The following is a 10,981-nucleotide window of genomic DNA, read 5'->3' as shown; positions in this document are numbered from 1 at the left end:
CCGGGGTCACCGCAGCCCCCGCGGCTGCGGCGCCGGGAACGGGCTTGTCCGCCGTGCCGGACGTACCCGGCTTGTAGTCGGCGAAGAAGTCCCACCAGGCGCGATCGACCGAACTGGGATCCTGGAGGTACTGCTGGTAGATCTCGTCGACGAGCCACTCATTGGGGCCGAAAGCTGCAGCCGGGTTCGTACCCGGGCTGGCTTGGTCGGTCGAGATGCTCGAGTTACTGGGGGACTGAGACGACACGGCGGCAACCGCCCTCTTCCGCTTCACAAGGTGATGGACAGCGGAAATCAAGGCTACGCCTCCCCAGCCGTTCCATGCAGGCCGGGCCGCTCTTCGTCGTGCAAGTCACATCGGAAGGCGGGTTTCGGCGCAGGAAATGGCGGGAAACAAGCATGGTTCCGCTTCACTTCGGGTACGCGGGACCGCGGATACAGCCCCCTGGACCGTACCCCCTTGAACAGAACACGTAGAACGTGTCCTTCCGGTTCGAACCCTATGTCAACCTCGCGGTTGCCGAATCCCCGGAAGAGTGACCCGGATGCGGCACCCGCGAGCGGATTCGGCCACGCCGATTCGTCCGCCGTGCAGATCCACCGCCCAGCGGGCGATCGCCAGGCCCAGGCCCGTACCGCCGTCGCTGCCCGGACCGTGCGGAGAGGGCACCTCGCCGCGGTTGAAACGCTCGAAGACCCGGTGCCGCTCGGACTCCGGAATGCCCGGGCCCTCGTCCAGGACCTCCAGTGCCAGGGATTCCGGTCCGGCCCCGCGCCGGGCCAGCACGGTGACCCGGCCATGCGGCGGGCTGTGCTTGACAGCGTTGTCGATCAGATTGGCCACCACCTGGTGCAGCCGTTCCGTATCCGCGTGCGCGGTCAGCTCGGGCGGCGACACATCCAGATGCAGATGTACGTCCTTGCGGGTGTGATTCCCGGAGCCGGAGGACAGCCGGCGGTGCGAGGCGGTGAGGTTCGCCTCCTTCAGCACACCCGACAGATACGGCCACACCTCGAAACGGCGGGCCTTCAGCGTGACCACACCGTTGTCCAGGCGGGACAGGTCCAGCAGCGTCTCCACCAGCCTGCCGAGCCGCTCGGTCTGCTTCAGGGCCGTGCGCATCGTCTCCGGATCGGCCGAGGACACCCCGTCCACGACGTTCTCCAGCACGGCTCTCAGCGCCGCGATGGGTGTCCGTAGCTCATGCGACACATTGGCCACCAGCTCCTTCCGGTGCCGGTCCACGGCCTCCAGATCGTCCGCCATGCGGTTGATCGTCTGGGCCAGATCGCCGAGCTCGTCGCGCCGGTCGGCGCCGCTCACCCGTCTGGTGTAGTCACCGTGCGATATCGACCGGGCCACGGTCGTCATCTCGTCCAGCGGCGCAGTCAGACCGTGCGCCACGAACTGGGTGATCAGCAGGGTCGCGATCACCGAGAACACCGTGATGAAGCGCAGTTCGGTCCTGGTGCGCACGGCCACCATCAGCAGCCCCGTGGTGATGAACACCGAGACCACCACGAGCGTGCCCAGCTTGGCCTTGACCGAGAAAGGGCGCAGTCCGGAACCGGGCCGGGTCATGGCGCCGGGGTCTCCAGGGCGTAGCCGACACCGTGCACGGTACGGATCCGCTCCGCACCGATCTTCCGGCGCAGCGCCTTGATGTGGCTGTCGACGGTACGGGTGCCGGAGGCGTCCGCCCAGTCCCAGACCTCGGCCAGCAGCTGCTCCCGGGAGAGCACCGCACGCGGGGTGTTGGCCAGGCAGACCAGCAGATCGAACTCGGTCGGCGTGAGGTGCACGTCATCGGCGCGCACCCGGACCCGGCGCTGTGCGTGATCGATCTCCAGCTCACCGAGGCGCAGTATGCCGCTGCGCGGCGTCACCGCGGCCAGCGCCGCACGCTCGACCCGGCGCAGCAGGACGTGCACCCGGGCCGCCAGCTCGCGCATCGAGAACGGCTTGGTCATGTAGTCGTCGGCGCCGACCCCGAGGCCGACCAGCATGTCGGTCTCGTCGTCCCTGGCGGTCAGCATCAGCACCGGCACCGGCCGCTGGGCCTGCACACGGCGGCAGACCTCCAGGCCGTCGAAGCCGGGGAGCATGATGTCGAGCACCATCAGATCGGGCTGCCATGCCTCGGCCGCGTCCACGGCCGCGGGTCCGTCGAGTGCGGTCTGCACCAGGAAGCCCTCGGCCCGCAGCCGGGCGGAAATGGCATCGACGATTGTGGCGTCATCCTCGACCACCAGCACCCGGCGCTGCGCGCCCGGCGTGGCCGCGACACCGTTGTGGGTGGTGTGTGTCTGTTCCATCGCCCCGCCCCTGCCCGCTCTCACGGGGGCCATTCCCCCGGACGCACGGTCTTCGCTTGTGGATTTCGTGGGTGATCCCCGTTACCGGTCAGCAGCGTAAAGGCAGCGGACCGCTCTCGGCTACGCAGGGTGTAACGGCTTGGGTGCAACGAGGTGCCGGAGTGTCGGCCTTGTGGCGCTTGGCCCCGGGCGTCCGGGGGTCACGGATGCCCGATGGGGGCTCTCAGGGCGTCCGAAGTGCGAGATGCACCACGTCGGGAACACCTCGGGCAACACTGATCTCTTCCGTCCTAACCCCAGTGAATCCGGCATTCCGCAAAGCCTGTTCGAACTCCGCGGACGGTTGTGCGGACCACACTGCGAGAACGCCGCCCGGTGTCAGCCGCTCCCGGCAGTCCGCCAGACCGGCGGGGGAGTACAGGCTCGTGTTGTCCTCGGTGACGGTCCAGTCCGGTCCGTTGTCGATGTCCAGGCACAGGGCGTCGTAACGGTCCGTAGTCGTACGCAGGTACGCGACGAGATCCGTCGTCAGGATCGCGGTCCGCGGATCGGCGAGCGCACCACTGGAGATCCGGGCCAGCGGCCCCTGCAGATGCCAGTCCACGATCGCCTGCTCCCGCTCGACGACGGCGATCCGCCCCCACCGCGGCTCGGCGGCGGCCCGGACGAGCGAGAACCCCACCCCGAGACCCCCGATGAGCACCGCCGGTGCCTCCCGGTCGGCGGGCAGCGCGGCCAGCGCCGCGTCGATCAGCAGCCGCTCGGAACGCCCGTCGGAGGTGTCCATCAGAAAGCACCCGTTGGCGATGATCTCGAAGTCGTCCCCCCGCTCCCGCAGGACGACCTCGCCGTATGGGCCTTCGCGGCGGTCGAGCGTGACGGGGGCGAGGGTGTCGAGGCCGTGGATGTGGGGCATGGTGCGGGTCTCCGGTGGATGGCGGACGGGTTCACCGCCATCCTGGCCGCTCGACGCGGCCGAAGGCCAGCGGATTGCCGGATCCGCCCGGTCCTTCCGATCCGTCCGGGGGAGCGTGCACCGTTGCGCGGGCCAGGGCGTGCGACGGACGAGAGTTTCGCGCTCCGGGGGCGCGGAACGTCCAGGGGTACGCGCTCTCCGGGCGCGCGCCGCCGGGAGTCACGCGCTCTCCGGGCGCGCGCCGCGCACCGCGAGGAGGGCCGTCCCGATCACGTACGCCGTCAGGGCCACCGCCCACGCCGCACCCTGCGGACCCGGCTGCATCGGCCAGGCCCACACCGCCGCCGCGCCGCCCGGGGTGTGGGGCGCCGCCAGATAGACGGCGCCGCCGTAGACCGTCATCGGCAGCCAGCTCAGCCGGGCACCGATCAGGGCGGCGGAGGCCGCCGCCACCCCGGTCGCACCGAGCACATTGCGCACCATTCCCGGTGCGCCGAACTCCTCCGGGTGCCCCGGGACCGCCAGTGCGAGCGCCCCGGTCGCCAGCACGGTCAGCACGAGCAGATGCAGCAGCCGGCGCGGCCACCAGCGGCGTACGGCGGTTCGGTCCAGCTCGTCGCTGTGCGCGTGCAGGCCGGTGCCGATCGCGGCGGAGGCGAGCAGCGGGGCCAGCACGATGACCGGGACACGGGCGGTGTGGTCGAAGTAGGGCTGGTCCTGCAGCCAGTGGGCCGCCCAGGCGGCGACGAGGGCGATGCAGGTCAGGGTGGCGATGGCGAGGGGGAGGGTGCGGGAGCGGATATAGAGGCGGGGGAGTGCGGTGAGGGTCGGCCGGTGATTCACAGGACCGGGACCTCCGAGGACGTGCAGCGCTGCGGGGTGGCCAGGAAGCGGCCGAGCCAGGCCCTGCGGTCGGCGTCCGGCATGGCCTTGAGGCGGGCGAGATACCGCGAATCCGCATACCATTTCGAATCTTCGCCGGTCAGCCAGCTGATGACCGCGTCCTCCGTGCGTGCCACGCGCTCGGCCTCCTTCTTCCGGTTCTTCCGGTCCTTCCCGGGCGGGCCGGCCTGACAGTCGCGGTTCACCAGAGTCAAGGCGGTGTCCGAGGCGTACCCGCGGGGATCGGTCAGACGGTTCCGTGTGATGCCCCAGCCGCGCTGCACGTACGCGAGTCCTGCTTCGCCGTCCTTCGGGCCGGACTGCGGGTCCACGTATCTGGCGGGTGCGCCCGGGACTCCCTCCAGCCGCGAGAACATTCCCGCCAATGCCTCGGACACCTGGGGCAGCACCGGGGCGTCGGAAGCGTTCAGGCAGATCTGCGGCGTGCCGGGGGTGACCTCCGAACAGACCCTGCGCGCCATGGCCGGGTCGTCCCGGAACAGGTCCGCGCCCGTGTGCACGACCAGTGTCCCCGCCGCGATCGCCAGGACCAGCGGCACGACCGCGAGGCAGCGCCGCCGGGCCGCGTACGCGAGCAGCACGCTGACGGCGATGCCGCCCGCCCATGTCACCAGGACCGGGGCGAACCACCACACCGGGACGGACACTTTGAGCGCGACCGCCTGGGCCGGGCTCAGGTATCGGGCTTCCGAGTCCAGATAGTTCGGGAACCCCAGGCCGACGTACGCGCACACCGCCAGCACCGGAGCGATCAGCCGCCACCGCACCAACCGGCCGACGACGAAGCCCACGAAACCGATGGACAGCAGGAAGCCGAGGTCCGTGGCGGCCATCGAGACGGACGGGCTGCCGACCCCGGTGTACGGGGCGGTCGCCGCGAACGCCACGGCCAGCGCGAACAGATACCCGGCCGCCGCCCACAGCGCGATCGCCGTGGCGGCCGTCGTCGCCTGCGCGAGCCGGCTGCGCGGCACGGAGAGCAGCAGTTCCGCGGTACGGCGGCGATGCTCCCGGCCGCCCTGCCAGCAGGCGGCCGCGGCGACGAGTGGGCCGGCGAGCAGCCCAGCCGCCGAGTGCAGCTGGCTCTGGGTCTCGCCCCAGCTGCCCTGCCACTGGGGCGCCTTGCCCCACAGCGCAACGAGGAGCGTGAGGGCCACGGCCGGCCCGGTCCAGGGGGCGAGACCGCGCCGGAGCTCGGCCCGCAGCGCGATGTATGTCGGGTTTGTCATCGGCGTGCCACCGCCGCCCGGTGCGCCCGCAGCGCAGCGGTGTAGCCGCGCTCGATCGGGTTGCCGTCCGGCCCGTCCGCTCCGGTGTCCTCGCCGCCGAGGGCCGTCAGCTCCTGCGTCGTACCCCGGTACGCGATCCGGCCCGCCTCGATCAGCGTCACATCGGTGCAGGCCGCGGCAACATCCTCGACCAGATGGGTCGACACGATCACGGTGGACGTGCTGCCCAGATCCCGTATCAGCGCCCGGAACTCGACCCGCTGCTCCGGGTCGAGGCCGGCGGTGGGCTCGTCGAGCAGCAGCAGGTCCGGATCGTTGACGATCGCCTGGGCGATGCCGACCCGCCGCACCATCCCGCCCGACAGGGTCTTCACCGGGGCGTCGATCCGGTCCGCCAGACCCACCCGGGCCACCGCACGCTCCACGGCCGCGGGCACCGCCGCCGCGTCCATCTCCTTGAGCCAGGCCACATAGGCGACGAACTCGCGGACGGTGAAGCCCGGGTAGTACCCGAACTCCTGCGGCAGATAGCCGAGCCTGCGCCGGACCGCCGCCCGGCTGCGGTGGCCTCTATCGAGCACCGGACCCGAGTCGGTTCACACGTGGCTCATGTGGTTCACGCCATAGACGGCGCGGGGGACGATCACGGAGGGTGGGACGTTGCTTCGGGGGGCTGGTAGGGAGAGGGGCCTCGCGCGGTGCATCAGGGTACGGACAGGGCGGTTCGCGAAGAGGAAATCGCCGCGCCATTGCTCGACGCCATACCGCGTCAGCGCTGTACGCAAGAGCCCGCCGTTCCTGCGGACCGCAGGGCCCGCCGGTGGCTGCGGCTGTTGCCGACGCCCACCGGTACCCCGTTCACCTTCGGGTATCTGCTGGTGCTCGTCGCCACGTCCCTCTTCATCGAGTACGCCGATCCGGACACCGTCTCCGCCGTGCTGCGCGAATCGAGCACGGATGTCGCGCATCTCGGGGAGACTCCGCTCCTCGTCCTGGCCGCCAGCGCCCTGTGGGTCGTCGGCGGGCTCGCCTCCCCGTACGTCCTCGGCTTCGCTCTCGTGCTGACCGCCCTGGAACGCCGCATCGGGGGGTGGCGCACCGCCGGTGTGTTCCTGCTCGGCCATGTCGTGGCGACGCTCGCCACGGAGATCCCGGTCGGGCTGTCCGTGGTGGCCGGTCATCTGCCGGAGTCCTCGCTGCACAGGCTCGACTACGGCATCAGCTTCGGGCTGATGGCGAGCGTGGGTGCGCTCGCCGGGCTGCTCACGCCGTGGCTCCGGGTGCTGGTGCTCGGCGGGGTCGGTGCGATGCTGCTGCGCGATCTGTTCGACCTCGGCGACCCCCTGAGCGACTGGGGCCATCCGCTGGCGCTGCTGGTGGGCGTGGCCTGCTGGCCACTGCTGCGCCGGGCCGGTGCGGTCACCGGAGCGGTGGTCAGGGGCGGGGGGCCTTCTCGCCGTGCACCGCGAGGTACTCGGCTGCCGGCCAGGGCGCCAGATCGTCGATGATCGCCCAGCAGCGGGGTGCAGAGACAGGCGAGAAGCCGGGAACACCGCCGGATTAAAGCGGACGCACGGGGAGTTCTCCGCTACAGAAAGGGCGCGACCGGGCCGGGCCCGAGGAGCGAGCGCATTCAGTCGATCGCTCACAGCGAACATGCATCGGGGAACAATAGGCGGCTCAGGAGCATTGAGTCTGCATAACTCAACTTGACTGCCGAAGGGGAGATCATGGCTACCGAGTCCAACGCGGTCACTCCGCTCGCCCTGCCCGTGCTGCCGCTCGACGACGAGGTCGTGCTGCCCGGGATGGTGGTGCCTCTGGACCTGTCGGACACCGATGTACGCGCCGCCGTGGAAGCCGCGCAGGCCGCAGCCCGTGAGGGTGGCGGCAAGCCCGAGGTGCTTCTTGTGCCGCGGATCGACGGTACGTACACCGGCACCGGTGTCATCGGCACCGTCGAACAGGTCGGACGGCTTTCGGACGGGGATCCGGGCGCGCTCATCCGCGGCCGTGGCCGGGTACGGATCGGGGCCGGGACCAGTGGTCCGGGCGGGGCGCTCTGGGTGGAGGGGACACGGGTCGACGAGGCCGTCCCCGATCCGCTCCCCGGGGCCGCCGCCGAGCTGGTCAAGGAATACAAGGCGCTCGCCACCAGCTGGCTGAAGAAGCGCGGCGCCTGGCAGGTCGTGGACCGGGTCCAGCAGATCGAGGACATCTCCGCGCTCGCCGACAATTCCGGATACTCCCCCTTCCTCACCACTGCCCAGAAGGTGCAGCTCCTGGAGACCGTCGACGCGGTCGCCCGGCTGAAGCTCGCCATCCAGTGGCTCGGTGAACACCTTGCAGAGCAGGACGTCGCCGAGTCCATCGCCAAGGACGTCCAGGAGGGCGTCGACAAGCAGCAGCGCGAATTCCTGCTGCGGCGCCAGCTCGAAGCCGTACGCAAGGAGCTTGCCGAGCTCAACGGGGGTCCCGGTTCCGGCGCAGACGAGTCCGACGACTACCGGGCGCGCGTCGAGGCCGCCGACCTTCCCGAGCACGTGCGCGAGGCCGCGCTCAAGGAGGTCGACAAGCTGGAGCGCTCGTCCGACCAGAGCCCCGAGGGCTCCTGGATCAGGACCTGGCTCGACACCGTCCTCGAACTGCCGTGGACCGAGCGGACCGAGGACGCCTACGACATCCGCGGAGCCCAGGAGATCCTCGACGCCGAGCACGCGGGTCTGCAGGACGTGAAGGAGCGGATCACCGAATACCTGGCGGTACGCAAGCGGCGTTCCGAGCGCGGTCTCGGCGTGGTCGGCGGGCGGCGCGGTGGTGCCGTGCTGGCGCTGGTGGGGCCGCCGGGCGTGGGCAAGACCTCGCTCGGTGAATCCGTCGCGCATGCCATGGGCCGCAAGTTCGTCCGCGTCGCGCTCGGCGGTGTACGGGACGAGGCGGAGATCCGCGGCCACCGGCGTACCTACGTCGGTGCCCTGCCGGGACGTATCGTCCGGGCCATCAAGGAAGCCGGTTCGATGAACCCGGTCGTCCTGCTCGACGAGATCGACAAGGTCGGCTCCGACTTCCGGGGCGACCCGGCCGCCGCCCTCCTCGAAGTCCTCGACCCGGCGCAGAACCACACCTTCCGCGACCACTACCTGGAGGTCGAACTCGACCTCAGCGATGTCGTCTTCCTGGCGACGGCCAATGTGCTCGAAGCCATCCCGGAGGCCCTGCTCGACCGTATGGAGCTGGTCAGGCTCGACGGCTACACCGAGGACGAGAAGGTCGTCATCGCCCGCGACCACCTGCTCCCGCGTCAGCTGGAACGGGCCGGTCTGGAGAAGGACGAGGTGACGCTCGACGAGTCCGCGCTGCGCAAGCTGGCCGGCGAGTACACCCGTGAAGCGGGCGTACGAAACCTGGAGCGGGCCGTCGCCCGGCTGCTCCGCAAGGTCGCGGCCCAGCACGAACTGGGCGACCGGGAACTCCCGTTCACGGTCACCGAAGCGGATCTGCGCGATCTGATCGGACGGCCGCACCACGTTCCCGAGTCCGCCCAGGACCCGGCCGAGCGCCGCACTGCGGTGCCGGGCGTGGCCACCGGACTCGCGGTGACCGGTGCCGGTGGTGACGTGCTGTTCGTGGAGGCGTCGCTGGCCGACCCGGAGACCGGGGCGTCCGGACTGACCCTCACCGGTCAGCTCGGCGACGTCATGAAGGAGTCCGCGCAGATCGCGCTCAGCTTCCTGCGGTCGCACGGCGCGGAGCTGGAGCTGCCGGTCGCGGATCTGAAGGACCGCGGCGTGCACATCCACTTCCCGGCGGGCGCGGTCCCGAAGGACGGCCCCAGCGCAGGCATCACCATGACGACTGCGCTGGCCTCGCTGCTCTCCGGACGGCTGGTCCGTACGGATGTGGCGATGACCGGCGAGGTCTCGCTCACCGGACGGGTGCTGCCGATCGGCGGCCTGAAGCAGAAGCTGCTGGCCGCGCACCGCGCCGGGATCACCACCGTGGTGATCCCGAAGCGGAACGAGGCCGACCTGGACGATGTCCCGGCCGAGGTCCTGGACACCCTGGAGGTCCACCCGGTGACGGACGTCCGCCAGGTGCTGGAGATCGCCCTCGCCCCGGCCTCCGCGGCCAGGCGCGAGGAGAGGATCCCGGCCGCGGCGTAGGCGCCATGGCGTGACGGGCGTGGCACCACGTGCGCGACCGGTACGGACGGCCCGCCTTCCCGGCAACGGGTGGGCGGGCCGTTCCGCGTGCGCCGGGGGCCTCGCTCTTCGGGACGTACGGCTCAGGGGCGGTAGATGGTCCCCGGGACCGGCTCCGCGGGCGCCATCAGCTGCGGGACGGTGACGAAGGTGTAGCCCTGCTTCTTCAGCGCGTCGATGATGCCCGGCACGGCGGGCACCGTCCCCTTGTAGATGTCGTGCAGCAGGATGATGCCGTCCCGGCTCGCCTGGTCCAGGATGCGCTTTTTGATCAGCGCCGAGTCGGTCGTGGAGTAGTCCTTGGCGGTCGCGCTCCACAGGATCTGGGAGAGCCCCAGGTCCTTGCTGATGTCCGAGACGGTGTCGTCGGTACGGCCCTGCGGCGGGCGCATCAGGCGCGGCTTCGTGCCGGTGATCTCCGCTATCGCGTCCTGCGTCTTCTCCAGCTCGTCACGTATCTCGGCGGGCTTCTTGTCCGTCAGGATCTCGTGGGACCAGGTGTGGTTGGCCACCTCGTGCCCCTCGGCGGCGAGCCTGCGCACGGTGTCGGGGTGCTTCTTGACGTGGTTCTTGCCCAGCAGGAAGAAGGTCGCGCGCACCTTCTTCTCCTTGAGGACGTCCAGCAGATGAGGGGTGTCCTCGCCCGGTCCCGCGTCGAAGGTCAGGGCTATGCACTTCGCCTTGCGGCAGTCCACCGGGCCGAAGGAGCCCTTGGCGTCGGAGCCCGCGTCGCCGCGCGCGGAGGCCGGCGCGGTGGTCTGCATGGAGCAGCCGCTCAGCGTCAGGGTGAGTGCCGTCACAAGAGCGGCGGCCAACCCCGTCCCGATCGACTTCGTCTTCATGGACAAGGCGGGTCACTCCTCCGTAGCTGAACAAGGCGCACGGTGTGCGGCAGAGAAGGACTATACACATGACGTATACACCAAGTGTATAGAGGGCCTTCGTGGTTGGCTCGGAAGGCGGAATGCCTGATCAGGGACACGGACAGGGAAGAGCCCCGGCACAGCACGGCGGATTCTTGGGGTCCTCGCAACACCTGACGGTCTACGTGGTCGTCAGTAGATCACGCAGGCGCTCGGCTGGGGTTTTCCAGCCGAGCGTTTTGCGTGGCCGGCCGTTGAGTTGCTGGGCGACGTGTTCGAGGTCTTCGGCGCTGTGCACGGACAGGTCGGTTCCTTTGGGGAAGTACTGCCGCAACAGGCCGTTCGTGTTCTCGTTCGATCCGCGCTGCCAGGGTGAGTGCGGGTCGCAGAAGTAGACCGGCACTCCCGTGGCCACGGTGAACTGCTTGTGCGCGGCCATCTCGCAGCCCTGGTCCCAGGTCAGCGAGCCGCGCAGGTGCCCGGGCAGGGTCTGGATCAAGGGCACCAGCACGTCGCGGACCTCCTCGGCGGTATGCCCGCCGGACAGATGCT

10 protein-coding genes and 1 pseudogene are annotated in these 10,981 nt (G+C 70.2%); 2 read left to right on the top strand and 9 right to left on the bottom strand.

Going from position 1 to position 10,981, the window contains the following annotated elements; translation table 11 throughout:
* The 7 genes and pseudogenes from GA0115254_RS11810 to GA0115254_RS11780 form a co-directional block, all read right to left on the bottom strand.
* Positions 1–247: 2-oxoglutarate dehydrogenase E1 subunit family protein (locus tag GA0115254_RS11810; protein WP_141720797.1), on the bottom strand; the 247-nt coding region annotated here is incomplete at its 3' end.
* Between the two features lie 258 nt (positions 248–505).
* The gene (locus GA0115254_RS11805; RefSeq protein ID WP_093895238.1) at positions 506–1,582 is read right to left on the bottom strand and encodes a HAMP domain-containing sensor histidine kinase; all 1,077 of its coding nucleotides are present in this window, start codon (positions 1,580–1,582) and stop codon (positions 506–508) included.
* Positions 1,579–2,316 carry a response regulator transcription factor gene (locus GA0115254_RS11800; protein ID WP_014154105.1) on the bottom strand — a complete coding sequence of 246 codons (738 nt, stop codon included), beginning with the start codon at positions 2,314–2,316 and terminating at the stop codon, positions 1,579–1,581. Before GA0115254_RS11800 ends, GA0115254_RS11805 begins: the two co-directional genes overlap by 4 nt.
* Before the next feature lie 223 nt (positions 2,317–2,539).
* Positions 2,540–3,232 carry a spermidine synthase family protein gene (locus GA0115254_RS11795; protein WP_093895237.1) on the bottom strand — a complete coding sequence of 231 codons (693 nt, stop codon included), beginning with the start codon at positions 3,230–3,232 and terminating at the stop codon, positions 2,540–2,542.
* 219 nt (positions 3,233–3,451) lie between these two features.
* On the bottom strand, positions 3,452–4,075 hold the full coding sequence (locus GA0115254_RS11790) for a hypothetical protein (RefSeq protein ID WP_093895236.1): 624 nt from the start codon (positions 4,073–4,075) through the stop codon (positions 3,452–3,454).
* Complete coding sequence (locus GA0115254_RS11785) at positions 4,072–5,364, bottom strand: hypothetical protein (protein WP_093895235.1); 1,293 nt, start codon at positions 5,362–5,364, stop codon at positions 4,072–4,074. Before GA0115254_RS11785 ends, GA0115254_RS11790 begins: the two co-directional genes overlap by 4 nt.
* Positions 5,361–5,930: pseudogene (locus tag GA0115254_RS11780) on the bottom strand (ATP-binding cassette domain-containing protein); the annotation flags it as partial. The pseudogene GA0115254_RS11780 and the gene GA0115254_RS11785, both read right to left, overlap by 4 nt.
* 132 nt (positions 5,931–6,062) lie before the next feature.
* Here GA0115254_RS11780 and GA0115254_RS11775 point away from each other — a divergent pair.
* A complete protein-coding gene (locus GA0115254_RS11775) occupies positions 6,063–6,872 on the top strand; it encodes a rhomboid-like protein (RefSeq protein ID WP_370740856.1) in 810 nt (269 codons plus the stop codon).
* A gap of 222 nt (positions 6,873–7,094) precedes the next feature.
* Positions 7,095–9,527 (top strand): endopeptidase La, encoded by a 2,433-nt coding sequence (gene lon / locus GA0115254_RS11770; protein WP_093895240.1) that lies wholly within the window; start codon positions 7,095–7,097, stop codon positions 9,525–9,527.
* 122 nt (positions 9,528–9,649) lie between these two features.
* On the opposite strand, the gene GA0115254_RS11765 is transcribed toward lon, so the two are convergent.
* Together GA0115254_RS11765 and GA0115254_RS11760 are read right to left on the bottom strand one after the other, a co-directional pair.
* Positions 9,650–10,408 (bottom strand): polysaccharide deacetylase family protein, encoded by a 759-nt coding sequence (locus tag GA0115254_RS11765; protein WP_176740076.1) that lies wholly within the window; start codon positions 10,406–10,408, stop codon positions 9,650–9,652.
* Positions 10,409–10,610: 202 nt separating this feature from the next.
* Positions 10,611–10,981: IS30 family transposase (locus GA0115254_RS11760; RefSeq protein ID WP_107451317.1), on the bottom strand; the 371-nt coding region annotated here is incomplete at its 5' end.

Source organism: Streptomyces sp. Ncost-T10-10d (assembly GCF_900091955.1).
Taxonomy (GTDB): domain Bacteria; phylum Actinomycetota; class Actinomycetes; order Streptomycetales; family Streptomycetaceae; genus Streptomyces.
Note: the sequence above shows the minus strand (reverse complement) of the source record. Positions and strands in the feature narration are given on the sequence as shown.